The 26,508-nt window shown below is 41.7% G+C and carries 29 protein-coding genes and 2 pseudogenes; 10 read left to right on the forward strand and 21 right to left on the reverse strand.

The genetic code is table 11. From position 1 onward, the window contains the following. The first annotated feature begins 112 nt into the window (after positions 1–112). Both IOC57_RS26515 and IOC57_RS11395 read left to right on the forward strand, forming a co-directional pair. On the forward strand, positions 113–388 hold the full coding sequence (locus IOC57_RS26515) for a DUF2225 domain-containing protein (RefSeq protein ID WP_207438822.1): 276 nt from the start codon (positions 113–115) through the stop codon (positions 386–388). A gap of 190 nt (positions 389–578) precedes the next feature. Continuing rightward, positions 579–749, forward strand: a pseudogene (locus IOC57_RS11395) (DUF2225 domain-containing protein); the annotation flags it as partial. Positions 750–1,020: 271 nt separating this feature from the next. Here IOC57_RS11395 and IOC57_RS11400 read toward each other — a convergent pair. Beyond that, positions 1,021–1,257, reverse strand: a complete 237-nt coding sequence (locus tag IOC57_RS11400; protein WP_207438824.1) for a YuzB family protein — start codon at positions 1,255–1,257, stop codon at positions 1,021–1,023. 291 nt (positions 1,258–1,548) lie between these two features. Between IOC57_RS11400 and IOC57_RS11405 the strand changes: the two genes are divergently transcribed. After that, a complete protein-coding gene (locus IOC57_RS11405) occupies positions 1,549–2,616 on the forward strand; it encodes an NAD(P)/FAD-dependent oxidoreductase (RefSeq protein ID WP_207438825.1) in 1,068 nt (355 codons plus the stop codon). Between the two features lie 93 nt (positions 2,617–2,709). Here IOC57_RS11405 and IOC57_RS11410 read toward each other — a convergent pair whose 3' ends face one another. Beyond that, positions 2,710–3,033 carry a YuzD family protein gene (locus IOC57_RS11410; RefSeq protein WP_286184758.1) on the reverse strand — a complete coding sequence of 108 codons (324 nt, stop codon included), beginning with the start codon at positions 3,031–3,033 and terminating at the stop codon, positions 2,710–2,712. Between the two features lie 179 nt (positions 3,034–3,212). On the opposite strand from IOC57_RS11410, the pseudogene IOC57_RS11415 reads away from it, so the two are divergent. Next, positions 3,213–3,434 (forward strand): annotated as a pseudogene (locus IOC57_RS11415) (NifU family protein); the annotation flags it as partial. 194 nt (positions 3,435–3,628) lie between these two features. On the opposite strand, the gene thrB reads toward IOC57_RS11415, so the two are convergent. The 5 genes from thrB to yutH form a co-directional block, all read right to left on the reverse strand. Beyond that, a complete protein-coding gene (gene thrB / locus IOC57_RS11420; protein WP_207438827.1) occupies positions 3,629–4,573 on the reverse strand; it encodes a homoserine kinase in 945 nt (314 codons plus the stop codon). Next, the gene (gene thrC, locus IOC57_RS11425) at positions 4,570–5,631 is read right to left on the reverse strand and encodes a threonine synthase (protein ID WP_207438828.1); all 1,062 of its coding nucleotides are present in this window, start codon (positions 5,629–5,631) and stop codon (positions 4,570–4,572) included. Before thrC ends, thrB begins: the two co-directional genes overlap by 4 nt. After that, positions 5,628–6,926 (reverse strand): homoserine dehydrogenase, encoded by a 1,299-nt coding sequence (locus IOC57_RS11430; protein ID WP_207438829.1) that lies wholly within the window; start codon positions 6,924–6,926, stop codon positions 5,628–5,630. Before IOC57_RS11430 ends, thrC begins: the two co-directional genes overlap by 4 nt. Before the next feature lie 191 nt (positions 6,927–7,117). Continuing rightward, positions 7,118–8,032, reverse strand: a complete 915-nt coding sequence (locus IOC57_RS25850; RefSeq protein ID WP_286184759.1) for a L,D-transpeptidase family protein — start codon at positions 8,030–8,032, stop codon at positions 7,118–7,120. A 105-nt stretch (positions 8,033–8,137) separates the two neighbouring features. Then, positions 8,138–9,139 (reverse strand): spore coat putative kinase YutH, encoded by a 1,002-nt coding sequence (gene yutH / locus IOC57_RS11440; protein WP_207438830.1) that lies wholly within the window; start codon positions 9,137–9,139, stop codon positions 8,138–8,140. A 203-nt stretch (positions 9,140–9,342) separates the two neighbouring features. Here yutH and IOC57_RS11445 point away from each other — a divergent pair, with 203 nt between their 5' ends. Beyond that, positions 9,343–9,840, forward strand: a complete 498-nt coding sequence (locus tag IOC57_RS11445) for a phosphatidylglycerophosphatase A family protein (protein ID WP_286184761.1) — start codon at positions 9,343–9,345, stop codon at positions 9,838–9,840. Between the two features lie 59 nt (positions 9,841–9,899). Here the strand turns inward: IOC57_RS11445 and IOC57_RS11450 are convergent, their stop codons facing one another. Together IOC57_RS11450 and IOC57_RS11455 are read right to left on the reverse strand one after the other, a co-directional pair. Beyond that, the gene (locus IOC57_RS11450; protein ID WP_207438832.1) at positions 9,900–10,667 is read right to left on the reverse strand and encodes a TIGR01457 family HAD-type hydrolase; all 768 of its coding nucleotides are present in this window, start codon (positions 10,665–10,667) and stop codon (positions 9,900–9,902) included. A 23-nt stretch (positions 10,668–10,690) separates the two neighbouring features. Next, on the reverse strand, positions 10,691–11,128 hold the full coding sequence (locus IOC57_RS11455) for a DUF86 domain-containing protein (protein ID WP_207438833.1): 438 nt from the start codon (positions 11,126–11,128) through the stop codon (positions 10,691–10,693). A 386-nt stretch (positions 11,129–11,514) separates the two neighbouring features. Here IOC57_RS11455 and IOC57_RS11460 point away from each other — a divergent pair, with 386 nt between their 5' ends. Beyond that, positions 11,515–11,781, forward strand: a complete 267-nt coding sequence (locus IOC57_RS11460; protein ID WP_207438866.1) for a DUF3055 domain-containing protein — start codon at positions 11,515–11,517, stop codon at positions 11,779–11,781. Between the two features lie 66 nt (positions 11,782–11,847). Then, positions 11,848–12,135 (forward strand): cytosolic protein, encoded by a 288-nt coding sequence (locus IOC57_RS11465; protein WP_286184762.1) that lies wholly within the window; start codon positions 11,848–11,850, stop codon positions 12,133–12,135. Positions 12,136–12,162: 27 nt separating this feature from the next. Here IOC57_RS11465 and IOC57_RS11470 read toward each other — a convergent pair whose 3' ends face one another. Then, positions 12,163–12,438: a YutD family protein gene (locus tag IOC57_RS11470; RefSeq protein ID WP_034310177.1), complete on the reverse strand. Its 276-nt coding sequence runs from the start codon at positions 12,436–12,438 to the stop codon at positions 12,163–12,165. Positions 12,439–12,551: 113 nt separating this feature from the next. Here IOC57_RS11470 and IOC57_RS11475 point away from each other — a divergent pair, with 113 nt between their 5' ends. Beyond that, entirely contained in the window at positions 12,552–13,214 is a 663-nt protein-coding gene (locus tag IOC57_RS11475) for a YhcN/YlaJ family sporulation lipoprotein (protein WP_207438834.1), read from the forward strand. A gap of 35 nt (positions 13,215–13,249) precedes the next feature. On the opposite strand, the gene lipA is transcribed toward IOC57_RS11475, so the two are convergent. Next, positions 13,250–14,164: a lipoyl synthase gene (gene lipA / locus IOC57_RS11480; protein WP_207438835.1), complete on the reverse strand. Its 915-nt coding sequence runs from the start codon at positions 14,162–14,164 to the stop codon at positions 13,250–13,252. A gap of 187 nt (positions 14,165–14,351) precedes the next feature. Here lipA and IOC57_RS11485 point away from each other — a divergent pair, with 187 nt between their 5' ends. Both IOC57_RS11485 and yunB read left to right on the forward strand, forming a co-directional pair. Beyond that, positions 14,352–15,341, forward strand: a complete 990-nt coding sequence (locus IOC57_RS11485; RefSeq protein ID WP_396020803.1) for a M23 family metallopeptidase — start codon at positions 14,352–14,354, stop codon at positions 15,339–15,341. Between the two features lie 86 nt (positions 15,342–15,427). Continuing rightward, positions 15,428–16,177, forward strand: a complete 750-nt coding sequence (yunB, locus tag IOC57_RS11490; protein ID WP_207438837.1) for a sporulation protein YunB — start codon at positions 15,428–15,430, stop codon at positions 16,175–16,177. 21 nt (positions 16,178–16,198) lie between these two features. On the opposite strand, the gene IOC57_RS11495 is transcribed toward yunB, so the two are convergent. The 10 genes from IOC57_RS11495 to sufC all read right to left on the reverse strand — a co-directional run bounded on the left by IOC57_RS11495 (position 16,199) and on the right by sufC (position 26,399). Next, on the reverse strand, positions 16,199–17,296 hold the full coding sequence (locus IOC57_RS11495) for an HD-GYP domain-containing protein (RefSeq protein WP_207438838.1): 1,098 nt from the start codon (positions 17,294–17,296) through the stop codon (positions 16,199–16,201). Positions 17,297–17,469: 173 nt separating this feature from the next. Next, on the reverse strand, positions 17,470–17,772 hold the full coding sequence (locus IOC57_RS11500; protein WP_207438839.1) for a YunC family protein: 303 nt from the start codon (positions 17,770–17,772) through the stop codon (positions 17,470–17,472). A gap of 61 nt (positions 17,773–17,833) precedes the next feature. Further along, a complete protein-coding gene (locus IOC57_RS11505) occupies positions 17,834–19,219 on the reverse strand; it encodes a bifunctional metallophosphatase/5'-nucleotidase (protein WP_207438840.1) in 1,386 nt (461 codons plus the stop codon). 16 nt (positions 19,220–19,235) lie between these two features. Next, positions 19,236–20,063 (reverse strand): sulfite exporter TauE/SafE family protein, encoded by an 828-nt coding sequence (locus tag IOC57_RS11510; RefSeq protein WP_207438841.1) that lies wholly within the window; start codon positions 20,061–20,063, stop codon positions 19,236–19,238. A gap of 84 nt (positions 20,064–20,147) precedes the next feature. After that, positions 20,148–20,996: a DUF72 domain-containing protein gene (locus IOC57_RS11515; protein WP_207438842.1), complete on the reverse strand. Its 849-nt coding sequence runs from the start codon at positions 20,994–20,996 to the stop codon at positions 20,148–20,150. Between the two features lie 200 nt (positions 20,997–21,196). Further along, entirely contained in the window at positions 21,197–22,594 is a 1,398-nt protein-coding gene (gene sufB, locus IOC57_RS11520; RefSeq protein ID WP_144478059.1) for a Fe-S cluster assembly protein SufB, read from the reverse strand. 55 nt (positions 22,595–22,649) lie between these two features. Continuing rightward, positions 22,650–23,078, reverse strand: coding sequence for a Fe-S cluster assembly sulfur transfer protein SufU (gene sufU, locus IOC57_RS11525; RefSeq protein WP_207438843.1), 429 nt, complete (start codon positions 23,076–23,078; stop codon positions 22,650–22,652). Next, positions 23,068–24,297: a cysteine desulfurase gene (locus IOC57_RS11530; RefSeq protein ID WP_207438844.1), complete on the reverse strand. Its 1,230-nt coding sequence runs from the start codon at positions 24,295–24,297 to the stop codon at positions 23,068–23,070. Before IOC57_RS11530 ends, sufU begins: the two co-directional genes overlap by 11 nt. Further along, positions 24,297–25,598: a Fe-S cluster assembly protein SufD gene (sufD, locus tag IOC57_RS11535; protein WP_207438845.1), complete on the reverse strand. Its 1,302-nt coding sequence runs from the start codon at positions 25,596–25,598 to the stop codon at positions 24,297–24,299. Before sufD ends, IOC57_RS11530 begins: the two co-directional genes overlap by 1 nt. A 15-nt stretch (positions 25,599–25,613) precedes the next feature. Then, positions 25,614–26,399 carry a Fe-S cluster assembly ATPase SufC gene (sufC, locus tag IOC57_RS11540; RefSeq protein WP_207438846.1) on the reverse strand — a complete coding sequence of 262 codons (786 nt, stop codon included), beginning with the start codon at positions 26,397–26,399 and terminating at the stop codon, positions 25,614–25,616. Positions 26,400–26,508: the final 109 nt, after the last annotated feature.

Consider the following 26,508-nt stretch of genomic DNA (forward strand, 5'->3'; position numbering starts at 1 on the left):
AAAGAAAATCCCGCGCTCAATTTTCCAGCTTGAAAAAATTCATATTCCCGTACCTATTTTACCAACAAAAATTAGTTTACAATAAGATATATAGGTATATGGTTCTGTTCTGTTGGACCCGATCCCACATTACAATAAGGGGGGAATCTCCATCGAAGGCATACATCCCCTATATGGAAAAAGCAGGCAATGCCTTTTATGCAAACAAAAATCAACCACTAAAAAGGTACGGTCGCGTTTTGTAAAGGTAGCTAAATATGACACAGACTTTTGCCCCATTTATGCTTCAGCCGTTAAGGCTCTTTATTATAATAGTATTGTTTGCCCTCATTGTGGCTTTTCCCATTCCGCGGATTTCTCCCGGTACTTCCCCCCTACTATGATGTAAATCATTATGGAAAAGTCAGCTCCCAGTGGATTCCCCATCATTTTAACAAGGAGAAATTCATTAGAGACGCGATCAATACATACAAGCTGGCAAGTTATTGCGGAGCTTTAAAAAGGAAAAACAGATAATCCTTGCTGGAATCTGTTTACGGGTAGCCTGGTTAATATAGGTTAACCAAACCAAGGAACAGGAAGCAAGGTTTTTGAAGTTCGTCTTAAAGGAATATGAAGCATCCTATTCAACATGGGACTTCAGCGGAACCCAGGTTTCCGAAGCCAGAATTCTTTATCTAGCTGGCGACATTTCAAGAAGGATAGGAAATGAAAAGGCAGCCATCAAGTATTTTTCATTTTTAAAATAAAAAGGCTCAAGGCAAAAGGGTTCTATCTAAAAGGTAAAACAAAGGGGATTGGAACAGATGGTACGAGACTAGCGTGTCTACGGGAAACCCCACAGGCAAAAGCCGAGGAGGCTCACGGACCGCCCGCGGAAAGCAAGTACCTTTCGTTCCAATCAACGTCCAAATTGTACAAGCCATAAAAAAATGTAGAGAAACTCGATTTTCATCAAGTTTCTCTACAGTATGAGGGCTGTTCCTTTCAGGAACAGCCCTTTTTATTCGCCGTTGATGATTAAAACATTTCAAATTCATCAATGTACTTATATATTTTATCTACCAATTCATCCGTAGTGTCACCGGAAACCACTTCACCGTTTACAAGCGCATATAAGTTACTGGAGCATCTACCGCAATATCCCAGACAACCATATTCTATGATATCTAAATTCGGATCCCGCTCCAATCTTTCCAGAGCCTCCTGAGCGCCGCTGGCCAGATTGCTTACACAAAATTCAATAATCGGGTACATCGTTTCACCTCACAGTTACTAACAAACCATCTTATTACTTTTCCCATTTACAGTCAATATTTACGCATAAAAAATCAGCCGATTTCAAGATATCGGTTGTGATTTCCTTTTATATTCGTTATACTTTTGTCGGGGTACGTAAAAGAAAGACAATGATCTAATTTTTTTATTCTTACTACTAATTGGGGTATATATATTTAATTAAACTTTAAAGGGGACCATTTGGGGGAATCCTATAGGTAAATGCTTGTCAAATTTTTTTCAAGAGATCAAATAAAGGGGAAAAATCAAATGAAGAATCTAGTCATACTTGGTGGCGGGTATGGTGGTATGCGCATGTTGCAAAGATTGCTGCCTAATCAGCTTCCTGAAAATGTGAGCATCACACTTATCGACCGTAATCCTTACCACTGCTTAAAAACGGAATATTATGCTTTAGCAGCAGGCACCATTCCAGATCAGCACATCCGTGTTGCATTTCCTGAACACCCTCGCTTGAAGAACGTATATGGAGAAGTACTTTCCATCGATATGGAAAATAAACAAGTCATTATAGATAATCAAGATCCTGTCGTTTATGATGATTTAGTCATTGGCCTTGGCTGCGAAGATAAATACCACGACATTCCTGGTGCAGACACACACACTTACAGTATCCAAACAATCGATAAATCACGCCGCACATATTCAGCTTTGAATAATTTAGGTGCCGGTGCAACCGTTTCTATCGTTGGTGGCGGACTGAGTGGTGTTGAGCTTGCAAGTGAATTGATTGAAAGCCGTTCAGATTTAAACGTTAAGCTATTCGACCGTGGACCGCATATTCTATCTGCTTTCCCAGAAAGATTAAGTACTTTTGTTGAATCATGGTTCGATAAACATACAATCGAAATCGTCCATCACTCAAATATAACGAAAGTTGAACCGAACCTTCTTTATAATGGTGACGAAGCCGTTCAAAGCGACGTTATCGTTTGGACAGCTGGAATTCAGCCAAGTAAGATCATCCGCGATATGGATATTGAAAAGGACCGTCAAGGAAGAGCTGTTCTGACTCCTCAGCATTTCCTTCCTAATGATGATAGCATCTTTGTGGTCGGTGACTGTGCTAGCCTGCCTCATGCACCTAGTGCTCAATTAGCGGAGTCCCAAGCTGAGCAAATCGTCCAAGTACTTGTGAAGAAATGGGCAAATGAACCACTTCCGGAAAGCTTCCCTACAATGAAATTAAAAGGAACATTAGGTTCCCTTGGGAAAAAACAAGGTTTTGGTCTTGTTGCAAATCGCCCAATCACGGGTAGAGTGGCACGCCTGATGAAATCCGGCATTCTCTGGATGTATAAATACCATAACGGTTGATTCCAACCATCCATGCTACATTTCATAAACTGGCCCAATGAACTGCACGCAGTTCATTCATGGGCCAGTTTTTCTTATTTCTTCCATTATATATCACACTTGCACCGTATATCCATATTTCTCCATGGTTTCCACCACTTTTTTCAGACGCACATTTCCTTCTGCAATGATTTCACCTTCGATGAGGACCAGTGGATAAAATAAATCTTCTTCGATCACCTTCTCGGAAAAGTTCTTTTGCTTTAGCGTTTCTGGGGGATTATACATATCTATATAGGTTATTTTGAATTTCTGCTCAGGAAACTTTCTCGTTAAAGCGGCCTCAAGCCACTCATAAGTATCTTTCGAAGAAGGGAGATTCACACAACTCGCGCAAATTTGCTCCGCTCCATACACTTCTATCTCAATTTCTTTCATTACCCCTACTTCCTCCTTCATTTTAGTATATCTGCTTCATTCACTTAGAAATATTCACCTGTTTCCATCATACCAGAATAATATAGATTATATTTCCGCAAAGTTACAGTTGGATTTTTTACAACCTTCGCTTTATAATATGATTAGGAAAGGAGTCGATTGCAATGTCTGAACAAACAATGGAAGTTCAAGTTCAAGAAGTCCTAGATAAGCTTCGTCCGTTTCTTCTTCGTGATGGCGGTGACTGTGAACTAGTTGACGTAGAAGATGGAATTGTAAAATTACGATTACTAGGAGCCTGTGGAAGCTGCCCTAGTTCGACCATTACGCTAAAAGCTGGGATTGAGCGTGCCCTTCTTGAAGAAGTTCCTGGTGTAGTGGAAGTTGAACAAGTTTTCTAATAGCCCTTTAAATAACATGCAGCGTATGGATGAAGGATCACTTCATCTATACACGTTCAACCTTTTTCATACAGGCAGGAACTTTTCCGGGTCTGTAATAAAAATAAAGCTGACTCGGCTTTTGCCCTATCAAATGAATTGATACGGCTTGACGCGAGTCAGCTTTTTTATATGGACAATAAATGAAGTGCGGCTCACGATTTCAAAAATTTCAATTCCTTTTTTTCCTGTTCTGAAAGGATTGCCGTATAACTGCCATCATTATCTATTTCCAATTCTTTCACAAGATATTCCGGAAATTTTTCCTTCAATCCAGTGAGCAAACTTCCGCTTTCTTCTGCGGATGCCAAGCATAAAACAGTTGGACCTGCTCCGCTTAGGGCTGCACCAAATCCGCCTTCATTGAGGACAACTTCTTCAATAAGCGCTAAATGAGGGACCAACTCCGCTCTAAATGGTTGATGGAAACGATCACTTTGCATCATTTCACCAACGAGCTTCCAATCTTTAGATAGGACTCCCGCCAGCAAAACATTTGCGGCTGCACTTCCGCTTATAGCATCTTTATAGGAAAGCGAATCCGGAAGGACATTTCTTGAATCCTCCGTAAGCAATTCGAAATCGGGAATGACAGCAATCACCGTAACTCCCTCAATCGGAAACGACACGACATTCGTTCTTTCCTCAGTATGAAGGCCCACAACCAATCCACCATACACAGATGCCCCCGCATTATCGGGATGCCCTTCGAAGATGGAAGCGTGCCTGTTCTTCTCCTCATCGGATAAATGAAGTTCACCAACGATGTTCGCCAATTCAATCCCTGCCACAATGGCAGAGGCACTGCTTCCAAGACCCCGCGCCAGTGGAATTTCGCTAGAGACGAAAAGCCGGCATGGGGATAGTTCCTTTCCATAGGAAGCCGCCGTTTCCTTGGCAATTTGGACGATGTAATTACGATCATCCCTTGGAAAAACAGACATTTCCTCTGAAAGTGGAACGACTTCCCAATGATCTGATGAAGATCCGTGTATTTCCAAGTAAAGTCCTAGCGCCAATCCGATGGAATCAAACCCTGGACCTAAGTTGGCTGTACTTGCTGGTACACGGATCAAAAACATCTCTGATTCCGCACTCATGCCTGTTTCACACCCTGCAGATGTTCTAAAATGACTTCTTCATCCATTGGCAGCAATGTCGGTTGAATCGTGCTTGTATCGACTGCCACATTCGGATCTTTCAATCCATTTCCAGTCAATACAGCAACAATCTTACTTCCTTTTTTGATTTCACCGCTTTTTAATTGTTTATAGATGCCTGCAATGGAAGCACATGATGCCGGCTCTGCAAATACCCCTTCTTTTTTAGCGAGGAAATGATAGGCCTCCAGAATTTCTTCATCTGTCACCTCATCAATTTTACCTTTGGATTCATTGGCCGCTTCCACAGCAAATTTCCAACTTGCCGGATTTCCAATCCGGATGGCTGTTGCAATCGTTTCTGGATTTTCAATGATGCTATCCCGGACAATTGCAGCCGCACCTTCAGCTTCGAACCCCCTCATTTCAGGAAGGCCCGTTTGTTTCGATTCGTTATATTCTTTAAACCCTTTCCAGTAAGCAGTTATATTACCAGCATTCCCAACTGGAAGCGCCAAAATGTCCGGTGCGGAGCCAAGAGCATCACAAATTTCGAATGCCGCTGTCTTCTGCCCTTCAATCCGGTATGGGTTGACCGAATTCACAAGAGTTATCGGTGAACCCTCACTAAGTGAACGGACAATTGTTAAAGCCTGGTCGAAGTTCCCTTCGATCGAGATGATTTCCGCTCCATACATAACGGCTTGCGCAAGCTTGCCCATGGCTATTTTACCTTCCGGGATGACAACGATGCAGCGCAGGTTGGCGCGGGCCGCATAAGCGGCTGCAGCTGCAGATGTATTCCCGGTGGAAGCACAGATGATCGTGTCGCTGCCCTCTTCTATCGCTTTGGCGACGGCCATAACCATTCCGCGGTCTTTAAACGACCCCGTTGGATTTGCCCCTTCATATTTTACATGTAAGTCGATTCCCCACTCTTCGGATAATCGATTCAGCCTGATTAAAGGTGTATTACCTTCCAAAAGGGTTAATGCGGGTGTGTTATCATTAACGGGTAAAAAATCTTTATACGTGCTTATAAGTCCTTGCCAGCTCATTTGATGTCCTCTCCTTCAACTCTGTATGTGCTTTTCACTTCTCTTACCATATTGTAATCATGTAATTTCTGTATTATTTGCTCAAACGCAGCCTTTGTGGCAGTATGCGTAACTAATACGATTTCGGAAGATTCCTTTTCATCCAGAGGCAATTGAAGGATTTTATCGAATCCTACCCCATGCTCGGCAAATAAATTCGTGATTTTGGCTAAAACGCCAACTTCATCTTGAACATGTAATCGAATGAAAAACTTAGCGAAAATCTCAGTGGCATCTTTTAATTGTTTCGGGTACTGAGGCGAAACGGCACTTCGGCCATTTACGCCCAACCTCATATTCTTGATGACCGTCACCATATCCGAAACGACTGCGGTCGCAGTAGGGAGACTGCCAGCCCCTGGCCCGTAAAACATCGTTTCCCCTACGGCTTCCCCATAAACGTATACAGCATTATACTCATTATTTACCGATGCTAACGGATGTGCTTCCGGAAGTAGTGCAGGCTGGACACTTACTTCGACCCTATCCCCTGCCCTGGATGCGACGCCGATCAATTTCATTGTATAACCAAGCTTCTTACTATATCTCAAATCCTCTTCGGATATCTCGGTAATTCCCTGTACCTCAACATCATTCAAGCCAATGTTCATTGAGAACCCGAGCGTTGATAGGATCGCCATTTTACGGGCCGCATCCAATCCGCCTACATCGGCTGTCGGATCGGCTTCAGCAAATCCCAGCTCCTGAGCTTCCTTCAATACGTCATCATAAGCTCTGCCTTCCTTACTCATTTTCGTTAAAATGAAATTCGTCGTTCCATTGACGATTCCCATCATTTTCGTGATGCGGTCGGAAGATAGTCCATCGACAAGACCGCGTAAAATCGGGATTCCCCCTGCAACACTTGCTTCATAGAATAAATCACATTGATTCTCGGTGGCCAATTCTAGCAGTTCCGCTCCATATAAAGCCATTAGGTCTTTATTGGCCGTAACGATATGCTTTTTATTTTTTATCGCTTCTATCAGATAACCGCGTGTTTCTTCGATTCCGCCCATCACTTCTATTACAACATCAATCTCGGGATTCGAAAGGATATCCTCAGGATTGTCAGTTAACATTCCTTTTCCGACCTCGACAAGCCGCTCCTTCGTCGTGTCATTGACTAGTATCTTCTTAATAGATATGGAACAGCCCACTTGATGCATGAGCTTGTCCTGATGACTTTCAATGATTTGTACGACTCCTGATCCGACTGTACCTAACCCCAATAAACCGATCGAGATGGCTTTCATATTTTGGTTCCCCCTTAAAAACTGTTTGCCTGAAGAAAACATTTGTATTTGTATAGTAGACATTATAAGTTTAATTCATATAATTATCAATAGTTAGAAAAGATGGATGCACGAACTTTTTTCGTCCATCCCTTGAACGAGTAGGAACGGGTAAAGCTAATTTTTTTATGGGAAAACCATTTTGATGATCATTAATTAACGCTCTTCAATGAATCTTTTGTACCCATTACAATATGTGGCTTTTGCACAGGATCCATCCATTTCAGTAAACTGAGGATATTCTTTTCAGCTGTGGCTGTACATCCCGCCGTTGGCTTTGTAGCTCCTCTCCATATATGAAGAAAGATTGCACTGCCTTTTCCTTTTATGATGGGATTCGTATTATAATTGATCACAGCGCCATACCTATAGAGTTCATGATTCATCCTTTCAAAAGACTTCCATTTAACTGCAGGGTTTCCTTTATAGGTCTTCCACTTGTTATAATCCTTGGATGTCCGATCATCAATCCAGAAGTCATATTTGGTCGTTTTCTTATAACCCATTTTCATTCCGGCCGGCTTCGTTTCGCTTCCAAAGGACGTACCAAATGAATAAATCCCAACCGGGGATTTCCCATCCCCCTCTTTTTTGCTCTTCGTGAAGCCGTTCTTTCCAATGACACCTTCCATCTTCTTCAATGCCCGGCGCCATTCCCCTTGTTTCTTCTCAAAGGTTTGGATCGTTACCTTCGTATCACTCATCGATTTACCTGTCACCGATACGACTTGGTTAATGCCTTTTCTTCTATCGAATTTCTTCAGAAGAGCTTTTTCATCGGTACTGAAAACCTCTTTTACGTCTGCCATATTGATATATGCAGTCCTTTTTGAGTGACAGACTTTATACCAGTTTCCAGTTCTCCCGCTTGCCGATAATTCTTTATTTTTCTTATAAGTTATTAATGTCTTGCTTGCAGCCGACGCCTTTTCTTTCACATCCGCAGCAGACTTCATGACAATTTTGAATTGAGTTGCTTCGCAACTTGTTTTCGTTTCAGCTTTCGCCAGACTCGTCGTTTGCATGATTAAAAGGGCTAAAAGGGCGGCCATCATCAATCTTTTCATGATCCCATCCTTCCGTAGTGATTAACTATCTAATTATTCTAAAAAATCTTGTTATCATCATAACATAGTAAGTAAGGATGGATCATATTTCTTTCCCGTTTTTATCTAAATCCAGTCAATTTTAGGCAAATCATATTGCTTGGCCGGGACCTCGGCCAATTCATAAAAATGTTTGAGGAAGGACTCATATTGTTGGGAGGATTTCGTGATCGAAGAAATTTTATCCTCCAATTCATTCGACCTTGATTCCGTCGTTTTTGAAAAATACTCTTCCACAGTTTCAAAATAATGAATGGGAAACAGCATCCTCGAATATAACAACCGGGCTGAAAAGCTGGAGAACGGCTCTATGGATTGATATTCATGAAAGAAATGGCCAATGCCCCTCTGATGGGTATGCACATTTTGAAAATAGTGTTCCCTCACCCATTCGGCAACATCCCTGGTTCCATGGTCGAAGACCCAATCGAATGGATTTTTGATCCACTTATTGCTTTTCCAGGTATCATGTAAAAACCGTTCATAACATACGGTTCCACTATCGACAATTTGCGGGGTGTCATCAATTTCCGTGTCGACTAAATATTGAATCGCATTTTCACCTAGGACCATATAATAGGGAAAGGTTTCTATAAATAATTTTTCAAACTGGTTATCTGGATGGGCATTGAGCTTATCCCGCCAAATCTTATCTAACTGATCGATCCTTTGTTCCCAGAGTTCTTTCCATTTACCGATCCTTGAACATGTTCGAATCGTTTCATTAATATTTCTCCCACGCTGATGAAATCTTGCCAAACGTCTTCCTGGGTTGAAGTTTTTCGGGCCTTCCAATGCCTGATTGGCAAGAAGGATGAATAATTGTTCATCCGCTTCGGAAACATAACTTCCATGGTTGGCAAGGACAAAAGCGGATACGTGACGATCTCCTTGTGAAATCAGATGTTGAGACATTATATGCCGTTCAACTAATTCTTCCTGCTCCATATTTTCAATGGGAACGATGCTGTAAATCATATTCCCTGAACGAAAGCTTGGAAACCTGCTATTGGCCTCTTCACGCTCCACCTGTATGCCATAATTATTAAAAATGATTTCTTCTATCATGGAATGGCCCCCTTCATCAAATGGATATAATAGAAATATGGACATCATATACTTATATATATATGTGGAATAACCCGTTTTCTGAATGATTATCGAAACCTTATTAGAAATTCGAATCAAAATATCCTTCATGGGTTTTCATTTTAAATCAAATTACCTGCTTTAGAACTATCACTTTAAAATATAGAGAAATGGGTGATGACATGGCTAATATTGAACAATCAATGTCTGAAAAAACGGCACGAAGATGGCTAATTGAACGAGGAGTGAAATTGGAGGATATCGCTGAGCTTGTCATGTATTTACAATCCGGCTACCATGAAAATCTCCAAATGTCCGATTGCCTTCACAATGTCGAACGGGTCCTTTCAAAACGCGAGGTCCAAAATGCCATCCTTACCGGCATTCAGTTGGATGTTCTAGCTGAGAAAAAACTGCTCGAGGAGCCTCTGCTGAGCATCATTGAAATAGATGAAGGCCTTTATGGGGTAGATGAAATATTGGCTTTTTCCATTGTGAATGTTTACGGATCCATCGGCTTTACCAATTATGGTTTCATCGATAAACAAAAGCCGGGTATCCTGAAATATTTAAACGATAAAAGCACAGGTAAGGTGAACACCTTTTTAGACGATATCGTTGGGGCAATTGCAGCTGCCGCTTCAAGCCGGCTTGCCCATAGATCCGAAAATGCGGAATAGTACACTTATGAAATCACCACATAAAAAAACCAGGGCTGCATTCGCAGGCCTGGTTTTTTTCATTCGAAGCGCCATAAGTCGAGAGTGTCCACCACATACGTCGGCTGCTCCTTATATTGCTGTAAACATTCTTTCGTCGTAACGCCAGTATGTACAAGCAGTGTATCGATCCCTGCATTAATGCCGGCAAGAATATCCGTATCATAGTTATCGCCAACCATGATTGTCTCTTCTTTAGGTACCCCTAATACTCTTAGTGCTTGCTCCACTATTACGGATTCAGGTTTTCCAATGAAAATCGGCTGTACCTGAGTCGAAACGGAAACTACGGATGTCAATGCACCATTCCCGGGCAACAGGCCTTGCTCAGTAGGAATGGCAATATCCCCATTGGTCGAAATGAAAACAGCGCCATTTCTTACAGCAAGACAGGCTTTTGACAACTTTTCATAATTGAGGCCGCGGTCGATTCCCATTACCAGAAAGTCTGGATGCTCTTCCACAAGCTTCAATCCTTTTTCCTTAAGAGCCTCGATTATGCCTTCTTCACCCACCACATAGACCGATGCCTCTTTCTTTTGTTCAGCGATGTAATTGGCAGTAGCCATACTTGTCGTGAAAACTTGGTCATCTTCCGTCGAAATGCCGATGCTTCTCAATTTATCCGCTACCTGTGCCGGAGTCCGGGATGAATTATTGGTGACGAATAAATAAGGGATACCTCTTTTCCTTAGGTCATCAATAAACCCTGCCGCTTCCGCAATTTGTTCAGTTCCGCGATACATGGTGCCATCCAAATCAATTAAATATCCTTTATACGACTTCATTTGAATTCGCCTTCCTAACGCTGCTAATTTTTAAAAGCTGATACAGGTCCCAATTCATTTGTTAAATAGTTCCTCACCAAATCAGGGAATTGCTTGAATGCCTCGATATTTTCCGAAAATACAGCATGCAGTTCTTTGTGATTCACTTCAATGAAGTCTTGAACCAGCATTTTCCTTAGCGGCAAAACCTTTTTGAATTGTATCGCTTTTGCTTCTGAAATCACTTTTTCATCTTGAAGGATATCAATAATATCTTCATAACTTCCTGGATCACGCATAATAAAACCATCAATTACCGCATTTCCTACATCCAACACGGAATCGATGGAAGTTTGTATGAGCCTTTCAGCGATAAGTTCTGAATGGTCTCCATCCCAATTATCATGCCCTTCAAAAAGTCCAAGCTGCTTTTCAAGAAAACCTAATATTTGTTCAATCTTTTGGCGGTCTACAAAGTACATTTTTTTCCAGATCCTTTCTGATCTAAGATGAAATAGGGTATCATTTGGTTGAATGAGCGGCATAGTTGAATCCCTGTGCCGGACCAACCTTATTCCTTGATAATACCATAGCTTCTCCCTTACTCTCAATTCCTTCAACCACAACCTTTGTACCATCCAATTACTAACAGGTGCAGATTCACTCCAACAAAACCCATTCACGATCCCATCAATATGCTTAACCATTTTCACTTAATCGATGGAACACCATGATTGCTGACCGTTCCTTTAGGATCATGGGGAGGGACGAAGCTCTCCAGCCGAAAGCTCCGAAAATGTCTGTTCCCCTATTGAAGTCACTTTGTTATGATGGAACTACAAATGTGAAGATAGAAGGGAATGATACTATGGAAGATCGCTTTTATTTATACAATGACGTCGTTGAATCGAAAACCCGGTTCATAAGTTTCATGGGAGAGGAATCCAGATTCGATTTGGCCATTACGACAACCGATCGTTTTTATGGGAAGAAGCTTGTATTAAATATGCAGAGTAACCGTTTCGCGATTATTGGACCTGATGATTTAGAAGAGGAAGGCTATCTTGAGCATGCCTTTCAGTTGTCAGAAGCGGAAGCCGAAGAACTAAGTCACTTTTTAATGGAAATCGTCTGATTGCTGAAGTTTTTTTTCTTAAACGGGAAACCTACTGAATGTACGATTACATGAGGGGGGATTAACTTGGGCAAAGAAGAATACCACGATTTTTCCAATGTCGAAAAACAGAGGGATTATTTAATTCCTGAAGAATTTCCCGAAGGTCCTTTTGGATCATCCATAGCAAAAGATGCACCAGTTCAGAATAAAAGCACCCCATGGCAGGAAGGGCAACGATATCAAAGTGCCTTTAATTTTGAAAATAAATCGTTACATGAAGGTATGCCTCGAAATTATCCTGGTGCCCATCCGACACATGATGATTCAGAAAAAGATGAACAGCCTCCATATGAAGGATATGGAAACTCTTAACATGGTAGGCCAGAGTGAATTCTGGCCTTATTTCTTTATTTTCTTAACAACGAAATATGGACAGCCAAAATTGCAGTATTCATATAAATATTCACTAAGCGTGCTTATTTTCGTATCGAAGGTCGCTTTCTGATTAGAATCATCAAAAAATCCACGCAGCCTCAATTGCCCGTATCCCCAATCCCCTACTATATAATCATACTTCGTTAAAATCTCACTGTATCTGGCTTTAAAAGCTTCTTCGTTATAGCCTTCCCTTTCATCCTCGATTATTTCATAGGTCATGTTATTGATGTTAATCATTGTTTTCACCTCTCATATATACATTCCTTCTTTAAATTATAACTGATTCCCCATCAATTACTAAGCGAAAAATAGAGAAATATGTTCATCCTAAAGTTACGGGGGTGTTATTGATGAAAAAAACGATAATAACGATAGGTTTAAGCTCGATTATTGCACTAACCGGATGTGCTGACAAAGAAGAAGATCAGGGGCTAGGTGCAAAAAACAATGCCGGTAACCCAACAAACATAAATAATCCAACTCAATATTATGACGAGGATTATCGAAATAATGACAATAAAAGTGATGATTTCGGTTTCACCCGCACCAATAGTGCAACCATTGACGGCCGTAACATTTCCAACAAAGCTGCTTCCATTGACCGTGAACAACTTTCTGATGTCATTTCTAAACTGATTGTTCAGATTCCAAATGTCAATGATGTAGCTACCCTCGTTACTGATGAGGAAGTGCTTGTCGTATATGATACTAATTCCAAGGACCGGACGGAAACCGCAGATCAAGTCAAACGTACTGCCATGTCCATCGTACCTCGCTACTATCATGTCTACGTCAGTGATGATTATCAAGCCCTTGCCCAAGATGTCGAGAATTTCTCTACATTGAAGTCCGGCAGCAAAGGGATCGACTATACGATCGAACAAACCATCAAAAGAATGCTGAAATCTCCTCAAGGATACAAAATGAGTGACGAAGAAAATGAAAACGGGGAATTGGTTAACGATAAAAGGGATCACCACGATAACATCCATCAAAAAATGGATAACCGCTGAATAAAAAAGGACCGAATTATTTCGGTCCTTTCACTCTATTTCAATAATTTCTCACCTTTGTTTTGCTTATGTTTTGCCGCAGCATTGACCTGTTCATCCGCATGGTAGGAAGAACGGACAAGCGGACCTGATTCACAATGGCTGAAACCTTTTTCCAATGCACGTTCCTTCAGTTCGGCAAACTCCTCAGGCGTGTAATATTTCAGCACCTTTAAGTGCTTTTTAGTCGGCTGCAAATACTGACCGATTGTCATGATGTCCACATTATTGGCCCTTAGGTCATCCATGGTCTCGAGGATTTCCTCCCGCGTTTCACCCAGACCTACCATTAAACTGGACTTTGTCGGGATTTCCGGATACAGTTCCTTGGCCCTTCTTAAAAGCTCCAATGAACGTTCGTACTTGGCCTGAGCCCGTACACGATCGGATAAACTTCTGACAGTCTCTATATTATGGTTCAGGATATCTGGTTTAGCATCCATCAATGTTTTGATATTTTCAAACACCCCACCCATATCAGACGGCAATACTTCAATTGATGTAAAAGGATTTTTGCGTCGGATGGCACGGACCGTTTCAGCGAAAACTTCAGCGCCTCCATCCTTTAAATCATCACGGGCAACAGCTGTAATGACGACATGCTTTAAATTCATCAAAACAACGGAATCGGCAACACGTTCCGGTTCTGCCCAGTCCAATTCATTCGGACGTCCGGTTGTAACAGCACAGAAACGGCAAGCCCTTGTACAGATTTCACCTAAGATCATGAAAGTAGCCGTTCTTCTCACTGCCCAGCATTCATGAATATTCGGACATTTTGCCTCTTCACAGACAGTATGAAGATTTTTCTCGCGCATCATATTTTTTAAACCGAGGTAATTTTCGTTAGTGTTAAGCTTTATTTTCAACCAATCTGGTTTACGAAGAATTTCTTTATTTGTAGAAGACATGAAAATGCCACTCCATTCTATAGAAATTAACACACCCTACTTTAACAATAAAAAAGCATTTATACAAGTTATAGTTGGTTTCCCATTATTTATTTTTCATGTTTATAGCTAAATCAGCAAAACTATAAAAGATGGATGGACTGATGACTTTTAAATATGAAGAATGTCACGAAAGGAGCCTGCCCCGTTGAAAAAATTATTCCTTCTTACCATAACTTGTTTGTTTATTTTGAATGCACCAGGCCAAGTGGCTAATGCTGCCGATACCCCGGATGTCTATGCCGGGAGAATGGAGCTATATAAAAATATGGAGGCTACCCTCCAAATCCCGTGGTATTACCTTGCTGGAGCTGATCAATATGAACACAGCCTCAGGGCTGCACGTAGGGATTTAGAGCCGGCAAAGGGTTTAATAGGCATCCACATCGAGCCTTCAAAGTGGAGCGGGGCTCTCAATCCTGACTTAAATGACGTGAACCCGCTCACGATCACATTTTTTGATGGGTTGGGCCAGGATGGCAATGGTGATGGAAAAGCTGATATAACTAATGATACCGATCGATTGTATGCTTTTTCGAAACATCTCCAATCTTATGGTGCAGATGAAGATAATATTCGGATCGGTTTGTGGGATTATTATAAACGAGATAAAGCCGTTAGCATCATTATCGGCAATGCCGAGATTTATAAGAAATATGGCCGGCTGGATTTACAGGAAAAGGCCTTCCCGGTTCCAGTACGGACCCACTATACGTATTTAAATACATGGGGAAGCGCTCGTGGATGGGGCGGAAGGAGAATCCATGAGGGCACTGATATTTTTGCGGATTATAGCCTTCCCGTTCGATCCACGAGCTATGGGATCATTGAAATGAAAGGCTGGAATAAATTCGGCGGTTGGCGGATTGGGATACGGGATTTAAATAATACCTACCATTACTTTGCCCATTTAAGCGGCTTTGCCAAAGGGTTAAGAGTCGGACAGATCGTCGAACCCGGACAAGTCATCGGTGGTGTCGGCAGTACAGGTTACGGTCCTCCAGGAACTTCCGGAAAATTCCCACCGCATCTTCATTACGGGATGTACAAAGACAATGGGATCACAGAATGGAGCTTTGACCCTTATCCCTATTTAAGATTGTGGGAACGGAAAGACTTGGCTAAAAAGCAAAAGTGAGCGGCGTTAATTTTACGCTGCTTTTTTTTGATTCGAACATAAACCCCTGAACTTGATGCATAAGTATTAATAAAGGGGGCTAAAGCGTGTTCCGAAAAAGATTTCGACCCAAGAAATTCAAAAAAAAGGGGCCTCTTCCCACCCGAAAAGTATTTCTCTATTCATTTATCCTGTTTATCATATCAAGCATCATGACACTTTGGTACGTGGACAAATCCATTGAGCCCGTGATCATGAATGTAGCTGAATATGAAATCAAACGGATTGCAACTGAAACGATTCATGAATCGGTTGATGAGAATATAGCGAAGGTTGATATGAACAAAATCATCACCAACAACAAAGGTGGTAAGGACTCCAGTTCTTCCTATAGCTTCAATCCGGTCATATACAGTGAATTGCGGGCTAACATTACGAAGGATATTCAAAAGAAGCTTGGCATCAAACAGGGAAATCCTTTTAAAACAGGTTCAGCCAAAATAAATGATGAACAATATAATAGCGTGGTCTATTATATACCATTTGGTGTCGTGACCGGGAATAACCTCCTTTCCAATTTCGGGCCTGAAATCCCGGTGAAAATGTCAGTCATCGGAAATGTTGAATCGGATCTGAGGACAAAACTGACTAACGCGGGCATCAATAATGTTTATTATGAACTGATTGTGGATTTTGATGTCAATATTCAAATCGTCATACCCTCATTCGCAAAGGAGACCAAGGTGAGTCAAGAAGTGACAGTCGGAAGCCTTCTGATCGAAGGAGATGTCCCAAGTTATTTTAGTAATGGAAACGGTTCGGTGGCGCCTGCCATCATGAAGGAAAATAAGGAATGAAAAAACCAGCTTATCCTGAGGTTAAGCTGGTTCTTGTATATTGAGACATTTCATGATAATCAAATGCAGGTTTTTATTCAAGTCCACTTCATAGGGGTCTTTTATCTGCTCCCCATCTTCTTCAAGTATCCTTATCATGGGGCGGTCTCCTATCCCCTCATTTTGAGCGGATACTACCCCTTTTCTCCCATCATTCAGTTCTACGGATAGACCATTTGGATAAATGGCAACCGCCCTGCGGAAAGCCTCGATGATCGTATTGTCGAACTTTTTCCCGACACCGGCATAAAGGACTTCCAATCCCTGATGCGGCAGCATGGCCTTACGGTAAACCCGGTTGGAAGTTACGGCATCAAAAACATCGGCAACGGCAATGATCTTGCCGAAATAATGGATTTCATCCCCTTTTATCCCACGGGGATATCCAGATCCATCTAACCGTTCATGATGCTGATAGGCACAATTCGCAACTAAAAGTGAAACCGTATGAACATTTTTGATTAGATGAAATCCATAATCAGCATGTTTTTGGATTTGTTCAAACTCCTTTTCAGTCAGCTTATCTGGTTTACGGAGGATTTCCAGGGGCACGAGCATTTTACCGACATCATGTAAAATCGCTCCCAGACCAAGTATTTCGAGATTCTTATTATTGATATTCAATTCCATCCCGATTGCCAGGGTATATAAGGTCACATTGAAGGAATGAGTAAAGATATAGTCATCGTATGTATAAACGTCGGCCAATAAAGTCATTAACTCTTTATTCCTTTTCAGTTCGCCCATGATGTTTCGGACTAGTTGAGTGAACTTGACGTTAGCCTGCTCTATCGTAAATGATCCATCAAGGTTCATTTTGTTTTTCATGTCCAGGAAAGTGGATTCAATCGTATTAATGGCTTCTCTTCTTAGTTTCCGGGACACTGGGGCCATAGGAATAATGTCATCCGTCCTGAAATCTTGAATGTATACAAAGGGAATATTTAGGGACACCAGTCGATTGATCATTTTCTGCGTTAATAAAAGACCCTCGCACAATAGGATATGCCCCCGCTCATTATAGATGTTTTTACCGAGCCTCGCTCCAGGGCTTAGGGACTTTGTAATAGCTAGCCTCATACTTGTACTCCATTTCCCCCATTCAATATTTGTAAAAAACCTTTTCCTTCCTTATAGGGATTATCGGAAAATATCTTTATAAATGAATCTGTTTGAACATATTAATTGAAAAAATATCAGCATTTTCTTTGATAAAGAATAAGGCCCCCTTCTGAAAAAGAAAGCCCCCCTTTTCAAATCATTTTGATTAATGCCTCTTTACCAATCATTCCTGGATGAATTCCCTTTTCCACAGCCTCCCAGGTAACTGATTCAAGCGGCGCCTCCAATAGCTCTTCAATCGTTTTAACTCCCGTAGCCCTCCCTGCAAGGATTTTACGATCTTTCAATTTATCATTCAGCAGTCCAACATCTAACGCACCGCACATTATATACCCTTTATCGGACGCGACAGCAAGTAAATTCGTTTTGGGAAGTCGGACAGAAATGGCTAGGAATGTATGATTGTCAAGAATTATTGGTATCATGTTAATCAATGGGTTTCGCCCCTCTCTTCCCCATACTTTATGAAAAAAAGGGCGAAACCGTGATTTGGCATTAGGCGTTTGTGTATATTTTTTTCAGCTTCCATAAAAGGATATCCCGTAAGAACTCCGGTAATAGGTATTTCTTGCGATTGGAGCGCTGGATACTAGGAAAGAAGTGCCCAAACGTGAACATATCAGGTATTGCCAGTTTATAGGACTTATCCGCCTGCAGCTTCTCTCCTTTTATAAATATCCCTTTTACGATTCCATTCTCCATTTCGTTAAATTCAATTTGATCATAATGCATGACTCCCATGATTTTCCCGCGGAAACCGAAACCTTTCACCTGAATATGAGGCCACTCCTCATTTCTCGATTGCATTAAGATTTCTTTTAATTCATTCCCATTAACTTCTACGACACAAGGATTGATGGGATGCGGACAAATCCTGTGAATATCCCCTTCTGTGACAGGCCCCTTCAGCAGCCCTTCGAGCAGAAGACCGGCATTCAAAAAGGAACAATCCGCCTGACTCCACTCCCTCAGTGCCTCCCCAAGGATTTCCGTCAATGGACTTCCTTTGAACCAATCATTATTCAGTGCTCTTGGTAAGTCCACTGCCACCTGTTTTAGCGTTTCCCCTCCAGCCTGGTATATCTCTTCAATCCATGCCCGTTCATTCTCCAATTCCAAAAAGTCATTGGTATCATAAAGAATGGCACTCTTCTGACTAATTTTCTTTTCCTGATTGACGGTCATTTCCACCTGTCCAACAAAGAAACCATATTTCCCTGCACCGCAAAGGAGTGTATCATTGATCAATCTACCCTGGTGGAGGATGTGGTGGGTATGCGCGCCAAGTATGATGTCAATCTCCGGAAAGTCCTCTGCCATCCTCTCATCATCATGGATGCCCAGGTGGGAAAGGATGATGATGACATCCGCCTCTGTTTTGACCCTTTCGAGCTGTAACTTTAACTCCACGAATGGTTCTGTTATTTCCCAGCCCAGCGCAGAATAAAACTTTTGAAAAAAGGCCGTCAAACCTATCAGGGCAATCTTGGTGCCTTTACCCGTTGTATGTATCCAATATGGCAGCGCCCATTCCGGCCTTTCATTATCACCATAATAAATATTGGCCGCCAAGACCTTGAACTTTGCATGATCATATAAGGAGTCTAACGCATCATGAGGTAAAGTGATCCCTTCATTATTGCCGATGGTCACATATTGGTAACCCGCCTCATTAAGCAGTTCAATATTTCCTTTACCCAATGTACCTTCTGTATATGGATGCCAGCGGTCCACATGATCGCCTATATCAAGTATGATCGCTTCTTCTCCCGTTTCTTGATGAAGTTTTCCTCTTTCTTTAAGAAACTTATCAATACGAGGCCAATTCTCAAAATGGCTATGGAGATCATTGGTGTGATATAAATGAATGATTTCTGACATCATTTCTCCTCCTCGTTTATCCTGTAATACCTTGGTATATAAGACGTAAACCAATGATTATCAGCACTATTTTCAACATATATTCCAGCGAAGCACTCTTTAGGCGCGTATTGATGAGTGCCCCCCATTTAGCACCGAACCATGCTCCTGGAATCAGGGCAAAAGCATATGGCCAATTTACATTTCCAAGGGAAATATGCGTAATTGAATTAGTGATGGAAGATAGAAATACCATGAACATCGAAGTTGCTACAGCCATATGCGGAGGAAAGAAGAAAAGAAGCATCATGACGGGAACCATTAGGGCTCCACCGCCAATTCCAAATAACCCGGAGCTGAATCCCACTACAAAAGTGATCATTACAGCTAACAGGGGGTGGTAACCATAAGAAAATGAATGTCCACTTTCCGTTTTATACGTCTTAACTATTTTCCCTTTTCCAGGCCTGAAAAGCATTGGCTTCAAACGATTTTTCACTAATAACACGATAGCCATGAAAACCATGAAAATCCCAAAATACAATGAGAAAGCTTCGGCATTAAGGTTTTTATTTACATAGGCCCCTATTATTCCACCAGGTGCACTGCCAATAAAAAAGATTAAGCCGGCCTTATAATCCACCACTTTACGTTTTAAATAAGATAAAGTGGAAGATAAGCCGGTAAAAATCATGATTACGGTTGAAACACCTACGGCGACCTGAGGAGTCAGCTCATCGATAATATTTGTAGATGCACCTAAATATAAAAGTGAAGGTACAATGATGATGCCGCCGCCTAGACCGACAAGAGCGCCGATTGATCCCGCTACTAATCCAACACCCATTAATACTAACCATACCATGAAGAAATCCGCCTTTACCTATTTATGAGGATATTACCTCTACTAGCTTGTCACAGCATCTCAGTATTCATTATATAATTCCTTTTAAAACAAACCAAGCTGCTTGGGAGCCAGTCCTTCATATTCTATACCAAGCAGTTCAATCATTTGTTTGGCATTATCAGCGGCATCTCCACCTGAATTATTATTGAACAGGACATATATCTCCTTGGATTCCTTTTCCAATATCCTGATTTTCTCTACCCATTCTGTCAATTCCTGATGATTATATCTATATAAGTACCTGACCTCACGCCAATTATCCCCCGAAGAAGGCCTTTGCCAACCATGCAGGTTACGGCCATGAAAGCGTATCAGGGTTTTATCTTTATCGCTGGCATGCAGAACGACAGGAATGGATCCCTCTCCAGCCTGCGGCTCATCGCATACAGTATGGATCCAGCCTTCCTTTTTGATAAAGTCCAAAGTTTGCTGGACTACGCCGGGTCTGTACCAGCTTTGATTACGAAATTCTATGGCAGCTGGAATATCGCCCATTTCAGCCTTGCACCATCGCAGGTAATTCACATTTTCACGTTTACAATCAAACCATGGCGGAAACTGGAATAAGACCATCGCGAGCTTGCCGGACTTCTGATATGCTTCCAGAGAGTCACGAAATGCCTTGAACATTTCCTTCTTACTTTCAAATGGAATTTCCCCGCGCTGATGTCCTGTCATCCCTTGATAGGATTTAACGACGAACTGGAATGATGCTGGCGTCTCGGCTACCCACTTTTCACTGTTCCTCTTTGGCTGGACTGCATAAAATGAGGCATCCACCTCTACAACGGGAAAATGAGCCCCGTACTCTTTAAGTTTATCACGTTGGGCCACACCGCCATGATACAAACTATCATGATCACCCCAACCTGTCACACCCACAAAAATCATCTGCATCATCACTCCTTCGGGACGGGCCCCATTTCCTGACTTCTGACTTCTTCTTTTGTTATTTTTTTACCCTTATTGTGCCATATCTAATCTTTAGATTAAAGGTGTCGAATATCAAAACAAAAAGCCTGCCAGACAGACCCGGCAGGCTTTTGTATGAATGGTTATCCTAAATCGCCTTACAGGCAGGCAATTGGTTATTAACCGATTGAGCCTTCCATTTCGAACTTGATCAGACGGTTCATTTCGACCGCATATTCCATTGGAAGTTCTTTTGTAAATGGTTCGATGAAGCCCATTACGATCATTTCCGTTGCTTCTTGCTCAGAAATTCCTCGGCTCATCAGGTAGAACAATTGTTCTTCAGACACTTTGGATACCTTCGCTTCGTGTTCAAGGGAAATGTTATCATTCAAGATTTCATTGTAAGGGATTGTATCAGATGTAGACTGATTATCCATGATTAATGTATCACATTCAATGTTGGAACGAGCTCCATCCGCTTTACGTCCGAAATGAACGATACCACGGTATGTTACTTTACCGCCCTGTTTAGAAATTGATTTTGATACAATAGTTGAAGATGTATTTGGCGCTAGGTGAATCATTTTGGCCCCAGCATCTTGGTGTTGGCCTTTGCCGGCGATGGCAATGGATAATGTCATACCGCGGGCACCTTCACCTTTCAAGATGACAGCTGGATATTTCATTGTCAATTTGGAACCGATGTTACCATCAATCCACTCCATTGTTGCGTTAGCGTCACAAACCGCACGTTTCGTAACAAGGTTAAACACGTTGTTTGCCCAGTTTTGAATCGTCGTGTAACGGCAGTAAGCATCTTTCTTAATGACGATTTCAACAACCGCACTATGAAGGGAGTTAGTTGTATAAACCGGGGCTGTACAACCTTCTACATAGTGAACGGATGCGCCTTCATCAACAATGATAAGCGTACGTTCGAATTGACCCATGTTTTCAGAGTTAATCCGGAAATAAGCTTGAAGCGGAGTATCCACTTTAACGCCTTTTGGTACATAGATGAAAGAACCACCTGACCAAACTGCCGAGTTCAATGCCGAGAATTTATTGTCAGTGGGCGGGATCGTTTTTCCGAAATGCTCACGGAAGATATCTTCATTTTCACGAAGTGCTGAGTCCGTATCTTTAAACACGATACCCAAATCTTCCAATTCCACTTTCATGCTATGATAAACCACTTCTGATTCATATTGAGCGGATACACCAGCAAGATATTTTTGTTCGGCTTCAGGAATTCCTAATTTATCAAAAGTCTGCTTGATTTCATCAGGAACCTCATCCCAAGACTTCTCTGATTTCTCTGATGGCTTAACATAGTATGTGATTTCATCAAAGTTCAGGCTCTGCATGTCGCCGCCCCATTGAGGCATTGGCATGTTGTAAAAATGCTCCAATGATTTCAAACGGAAATCAAGCATCCATTGCGGTTCATCCTTCATTCGAGAAATTTCTTCCACGATTTCTTTTGTCAGACCACGCTTTGAACGGAAGATGGAAACATCTTTATCCGCAAAGCCATATTTATAATCGCCGATTTCAGGCATTTTTTTTGCCATAGCTCGTATTCCTCCATTTCAAATGGCTGAATTACAACAGCTCATTTTAATTTAATTATTCCTTCAATCCCTTTTCCATGGCTTTCCAAGCTAGGGTCGCACACTTGATTCGGGCTGGGAATTTAGAAACACCTTGAAGGGCTTCAATATCCCCAAGGTCCATCTCATCGTCGTATTCTTTCCCCTGGATCATTAAGGAAAAAGTCTCGGACATCGCTAGAGCAGTATTAACGTCTTTGCCCTTAATGGCTTGAGTCATCATGGAAGCAGAACTCATGGATATCGAACATCCATCACCATCGAATTTAACATCGCTGACCTTGCCGTCTTCAATCTTCATCGTTAAACGAATCCGATCTCCGCAGGTTGGATTATTCATATCGATTGTCATGCTTCCATCTTCTAGCATGCCCTTATTACGTGGTTTCTTATAGTGATCCATAATGACTTGACGGTAAAGTGTATCTAAGTTATCAAAAGACATTACTGAAATACTCCTTCGTTTTAACAAGCCCGGACACAAGCTTATCAATATCTTCTTCCGTGTTATATAGATAGAAACTTGCTCTTGCTGTCGATGATACGTCAAGCCATTTCATCAATGGCTGTGCGCAATGATGACCGGCACGGACAGCAATTCCATCTGCATCAAGAACGGTAGCGACATCATGTGGATGTACATCATTAATATTAAAGGTTACTACACCCGCACGCTTTTCTGCATCTTTAGGACCGTATATGGTCAGCCCTTCAACTGCTGACATTTTCTCCATTGCATAAGCGGCGAGCTTATGTTCATGCCGTTCAATATTATCCAAACCGATTTCTTCCAAGAAATCAATTGCAGCCCCCATGCCGATGGCGCCGGCAATGATTGGGGTTCCGCCTTCGAATTTCCATGGGAGTTCTTTCCATGTAGACTCATACAAACCTACAAAATCAATCATCTCTCCACCGAATTCAATCGGCTCCATTTTTTCCAGAAGCTCTTTCTTGCCATATAATACCCCGATACCTGTTGGACCGACCATTTTATGGCCTGAAAAGGCAAAGAAATCACAATCCAACTCACGGACATCCACTTTTAGATGCGGCGTGCTTTGTGCCCCGTCCACTACCATTACAGCATTGTGTTCATGGGCAATTTTAGCGATTTCCTTCACAGGATTGATAACTCCGAGTACATTCGAAACCTGCATGATGGAAACGATTTTCGTTGCATCCGTAATTGTAGCCCTCGCATCATCAAGGGAAATCGTGCCATCTGCTTGAAGTGGAATATATTTCAGTACAGCGCCTTTTTCTTTGGCAAGCTGCTGCCACGGAATGATATTACTGTGATGCTCCATGTAAGAAATGACGATTTCGTCACCCTCTTTAACATTTGCCCCACCGTAACTTCTAGCTACAGTATTTAAAGAAGTCGTTGTTCCTCTAGTGAAGATGATTTCTTCTGTAGAATAAGCATTAATGAATTTACGTACCTTTTCACGTGCACCTTCATACGCATCCGTAGCTTTTGTTCCTAGTGTATGCACCCCGCGGTGAACATTCGAGTTGTATCCGCGGTAATATTGCTCAATCGCTTCAATCACTGCAGCCGGTTTTTGAGAGGTTGCAGCACTATCTAAATAAACTAATGGCTGACCATTGACTTCTTGATCTAATATTGGAAAAAGCTTACGAATTTCGTATGGGTTCATTACTGTACTTTCCTTTCAATGACCGCTACTAATTGTTTTTTAACTCCCTCAATTGGAAGCTGATTAACAACAGGGGCCAAGAATCCGTGAATGACAAGTCTTTCTGCTTCTTTCTTTGTAATACCACGGCTCATTAAATAATACAGTTGAAGCGGATCAACACGACCGACGGAAGCAGCATGACCAGCCGTTACATCATCTTCATCAATCAAGAGGATTGGATTGGCGTCCCCGCGTGCTTTTTCACTTAACATCAATACGCGTGATTCTTGTTCGGCATTAGCCTTTGTAGCACCATACTCTATTTTCCCAATCCCATTGAAAATGGAGGATGCTGCGTCTTTCATGACACCGTGCTTAAGGATATAGCCCTCAGAGCGTTTGCCAAAATGTATGATGGCTGTCGTAAAGTTCTGTTTTTGTTCCCCACGTCCGACTACAACGGATTTAGTATCGCCATGTGAGCCATCGCCCATTAGATAGGTTGTATTATCAGAAATCGTATTTCCATCGTTCATCAGGCCAAGCGCCCACTCAATACGAGCGTCACGCCCTGCCACTCCACGTCGGTTAACGTATGTCGTAAAGCCTTTTGAAAGGGTATCGACCGCACCGTATTCTACTTTGGCATTCGCATTTGCAAATACTTCCGTTACGATGTTGGCAATCCCTTCGTTAGACTCAACGCTCGAGAAGTAGTTCTCTACATATGTGACCGAGCTATTATCTTCCGCTACGATCAGGACATGGTTGAAAAGTGTAGTATCCGGATTATCCAACAGGAATACCGATTGAATCGGCTCTTTGATTTCTACATTTTTCGGAACATAAAGAAATGCTCCCCCATTAACTAATGCAGCATGAAGTGCTGTTAAACGATGTTCATCTATTTTAACGCCGTCTTTCATAAAATATTTTTGCACGAGCTCAGCATGGTCACGGGCCGCTGTTAAAATATCCGTGAAAATGACGCCTTGTTCTTTCACATTTGCTGACAGATTGATATGTGCCGGCGTATTATTGCGTTGAATGTATAAGTTTTCATTTTCTTCAATGATGGATTTAATTTCTTCCGGAAGCTCCTCTAAAGAGGCAAAAGCTTCACTTTCAACCGTATGAGTCTGGAAAGAAGTAAAATTCCATTTATCGATTTTCGTTTTATCCGGCTTTGGCATCGGGAGCTTTTCTAATTCAGAAAACGCTTGAATCCGAAGCTCGGATAGCCAAGCTGGATCATTATTTTTAGTTGAATAGGAGCTTATATCCTCTTGTTCAAACGGTAATTTCGTTTCTGTAGTCATTGCAAATCCTCCTACTTACGCTTCTTCGCCAACAGTTTCGTCTTCAATGCCCAATTCTTGTTTAATCCAGTCATAACCTTCCGCTTCCAAGCGGGCAGCAAGTTCAGGACCACCTGATTTTACGACACGTCCTTGCATCATGACATGTACAAAATCAGGAGTGATGTAATTTAATAGACGTTGGTAGTGAGTGATGATCAAGCATCCAAAGTCTTCTCCGCGCATTTCGTTGATTCCCTTTGAAACGACTTTAAGTGCATCGATATCCAGACCTGAATCAATCTCATCCAAGATTGCAATTTTAGGTTGGATCATCATTAATTGAAGAATCTCGTTACGCTTTTTCTCTCCGCCTGAGAAACCTTCATTCAAATAGCGTTGCGCCATATCTTCATCCATTTCAAGGAACTCCATTTTTTGATCCATTAGACGAATGAATTTCATCAATGAAATTTCATCACCTTCTTCACGGCGTGCGTTAATGGAAGAACGTAAGAAGTCAGCATTTGTAACACCGCTGATTTCACTTGGATATTGCATAGCCAGGAATAGACCGACACGAGCGCGCTCGTCTACTTCCATTTCCAAAACATCTTCACCATCGAATGTGATGCTTCCGCTAGTTACTTCATATTTGGGGTGACCCATGATCGCTGATGATAAGGTGGATTTACCAGTTCCGTTTGGTCCCATGATCGCATGGATTTCTCCACCTTTGACTTCAAGGTTTACCCCTTTTAAAATCTCTTTACCTTCAATTGATACGTGAAGATCTTTAATCGTTAATGTAGAAGCTGACATAATAATACCTCCGTGAACTAATTCCAATTTTATTACCAGAAAGTAAAGATCACTTTCTAAACTATAATTTACGTAAAAGCATTCTCACTTTATTCTCATTCCAATTTTA

Origin of the sequence: Bacillus sp. SD075 (assembly GCF_017355165.1) — a bacterium.
Taxonomy (GTDB): Bacteria; Bacillota; Bacilli; order Bacillales; family DSM-1321; genus Peribacillus.

Excerpts from the sequence above, each read along its gene's own strand:
- IOC57_RS11400 (WP_207438824.1), bottom strand. The coding sequence starts at position 1,257 with ATGTACCCGATTATTGAATTTTGTGTAAGCAATCTGGCCAGCGGCGCT.
- IOC57_RS11405 (WP_207438825.1), top strand. The coding sequence starts at position 1,549 with ATGAAGAATCTAGTCATACTTGGTGGCGGGTATGGTGGTATGCGCATG.
- IOC57_RS11410 (WP_286184758.1), bottom strand. The coding sequence starts at position 3,033 with ATGAAAGAAATTGAGATAGAAGTGTATGGAGCGGAGCAAATTTGCGCG.
- thrB (WP_207438827.1), bottom strand. The coding sequence starts at position 4,573 with ATGAGTGCGGAATCAGAGATGTTTTTGATCCGTGTACCAGCAAGTACA.
- thrC (WP_207438828.1), bottom strand. The coding sequence starts at position 5,631 with ATGAGCTGGCAAGGACTTATAAGCACGTATAAAGATTTTTTACCCGTT.
- IOC57_RS11430 (WP_207438829.1), bottom strand. The coding sequence starts at position 6,926 with ATGAAAGCCATCTCGATCGGTTTATTGGGGTTAGGTACAGTCGGATCA.
- IOC57_RS25850 (WP_286184759.1), bottom strand. The coding sequence starts at position 8,032 with ATGAAAAGATTGATGATGGCCGCCCTTTTAGCCCTTTTAATCATGCAA.
- yutH (WP_207438830.1), bottom strand. The coding sequence starts at position 9,139 with ATGATAGAAGAAATCATTTTTAATAATTATGGCATACAGGTGGAGCGT.
- IOC57_RS11445 (WP_286184761.1), top strand. The coding sequence starts at position 9,343 with ATGGCTAATATTGAACAATCAATGTCTGAAAAAACGGCACGAAGATGG.
- IOC57_RS11450 (WP_207438832.1), bottom strand. The coding sequence starts at position 10,667 with ATGAAGTCGTATAAAGGATATTTAATTGATTTGGATGGCACCATGTAT.
- IOC57_RS11455 (WP_207438833.1), bottom strand. The coding sequence starts at position 11,128 with ATGTACTTTGTAGACCGCCAAAAGATTGAACAAATATTAGGTTTTCTT.
- IOC57_RS11460 (WP_207438866.1), top strand. The coding sequence starts at position 11,515 with ATGGAAGATCGCTTTTATTTATACAATGACGTCGTTGAATCGAAAACC.
- IOC57_RS11470 (WP_034310177.1), bottom strand. The coding sequence starts at position 12,438 with ATGATTAACATCAATAACATGACCTATGAAATAATCGAGGATGAAAGG.
- IOC57_RS11475 (WP_207438834.1), top strand. The coding sequence starts at position 12,552 with ATGAAAAAAACGATAATAACGATAGGTTTAAGCTCGATTATTGCACTA.
- lipA (WP_207438835.1), bottom strand. The coding sequence starts at position 14,164 with ATGTCTTCTACAAATAAAGAAATTCTTCGTAAACCAGATTGGTTGAAA.
- IOC57_RS11495 (WP_207438838.1), bottom strand. The coding sequence starts at position 17,296 with ATGAGGCTAGCTATTACAAAGTCCCTAAGCCCTGGAGCGAGGCTCGGT.
- IOC57_RS11505 (WP_207438840.1), bottom strand. The coding sequence starts at position 19,219 with ATGTCAGAAATCATTCATTTATATCACACCAATGATCTCCATAGCCAT.
- IOC57_RS11510 (WP_207438841.1), bottom strand. The coding sequence starts at position 20,063 with ATGGTATGGTTAGTATTAATGGGTGTTGGATTAGTAGCGGGATCAATC.
- IOC57_RS11515 (WP_207438842.1), bottom strand. The coding sequence starts at position 20,996 with ATGATTTTTGTGGGTGTGACAGGTTGGGGTGATCATGATAGTTTGTAT.
- sufB (WP_144478059.1), bottom strand. The coding sequence starts at position 22,594 with ATGGCAAAAAAAATGCCTGAAATCGGCGATTATAAATATGGCTTTGCG.
- sufU (WP_207438843.1), bottom strand. The coding sequence starts at position 23,078 with ATGTCTTTTGATAACTTAGATACACTTTACCGTCAAGTCATTATGGAT.
- IOC57_RS11530 (WP_207438844.1), bottom strand. The coding sequence starts at position 24,297 with ATGAACCCATACGAAATTCGTAAGCTTTTTCCAATATTAGATCAAGAA.
- sufD (WP_207438845.1), bottom strand. The coding sequence starts at position 25,598 with ATGACTACAGAAACGAAATTACCGTTTGAACAAGAGGATATAAGCTCC.
- sufC (WP_207438846.1), bottom strand. The coding sequence starts at position 26,399 with ATGTCAGCTTCTACATTAACGATTAAAGATCTTCACGTATCAATTGAA.